A 1,109-nucleotide genomic window follows, 5' to 3' on the forward strand; every position below is an offset into this window, starting at 1 on the left:
TGAGCCGAAACTATTTGGTTGCCTACAAGATCGTGTAGGCGGTGTGGCGGGCTCGGAAGTAGCCGCGGACGAGGTGCGGCTGGTGCTGGCGGCGGTGCAGGAAGCGGCGGGTGTCGTGCGCGAGCTGCTCGGCGGTGTGGGCGCGTGAGGTGTGCACGTGGCGTTTGAGGTCGGCGTTGAGCAGTTCGTCCGGGTTGAGTTCGGGGCTGTAGCCGGGCATCAGGTGCAGCTCGACCCGCTCGGCGTTGGCGTCCAGCCACTGCCGCACTGCCTTGCTGCGGTGGACCGGGTGCCGGTCGACGATCACGTGCACCTTCCGCCCGGCCTGCCGCGCGAGGCGATCCAGGAACGCGGTGAACACCGGCGCGGTGAACCGGCCGAGGAACACAGTGAACCACAGCGCGCCCTGCGCCGAGACCGCGGACATGACGTTGACGCGTAGCCGTTTGCCGGTCACCCGCACCACCGGCGTGTGCCCCTTCGGCGCCCAGGAGCGGCCGGGCGGGGCGGTGTCCGAGCGCAGTCCGGTCTGGTCGGCCCACGCCACCGTGGCGTTCTCGCTCTTGGCGCGTGCTGCGATTTCCGGATACTCGCTGTCCAGCCAGGCCCGCACCGCGGCGGGCTGCTGCTCATAGGCGCGCTTCGCGGGCCGCTGCGGGGTGAATCCGTGCCGGCGCAGCCACAGCCCTACGCCCTGCTCGGTCATCACCACCCCGGTGACCATGCGGATCAGCTCGACGACCGCTGGCCGCGTCCATAGTGGACCACCGATCAGCAGTTCCTCGGGCGTGTAGTCGGCCATCGCCGCAAACAGCGTGCCGCGTTCCTCGGCACTGATCATCTCCGGTGGGCCGGGACGCCGCCCCCGCCGCGCGGCCAGCCCGTCACGACCATCCCGCTGATAAGCCCGCCACCAGCTGCCCACCGAGCGCTCGGAGACCCCGAACACCTCCGCCGCCTGCCGATAGCCCTCGACCTTCCCAGACTCCAACGCGGCCACCACCCGCAACCGCAGCACCTCTCGCCCCGCGGGCGACAACCGACGGGCGTCCTCGATCTCGATCACGAGTGATCAACTTACAGGCAAATGATCACTTTCAGCTCAATAT

1 protein-coding gene is annotated in these 1,109 nt (G+C 69.3%); it reads right to left on the bottom strand.

The window, feature by feature from the left end:
- Positions 1-22: 22 nt before the first annotated feature.
- Positions 23-1,066, bottom strand: coding sequence for an IS630 family transposase (locus H5411_RS46545; protein ID WP_220818396.1), 1,044 nt, complete (start codon positions 1,064-1,066; stop codon positions 23-25).
- Between the last annotated feature and the right edge of the window lie 43 nt (positions 1,067-1,109).

Origin of the sequence: Amycolatopsis echigonensis (assembly GCF_014174495.1) — a bacterium.
GTDB lineage: Bacteria > Actinomycetota > Actinomycetes > Mycobacteriales > Pseudonocardiaceae > Amycolatopsis > Amycolatopsis echigonensis.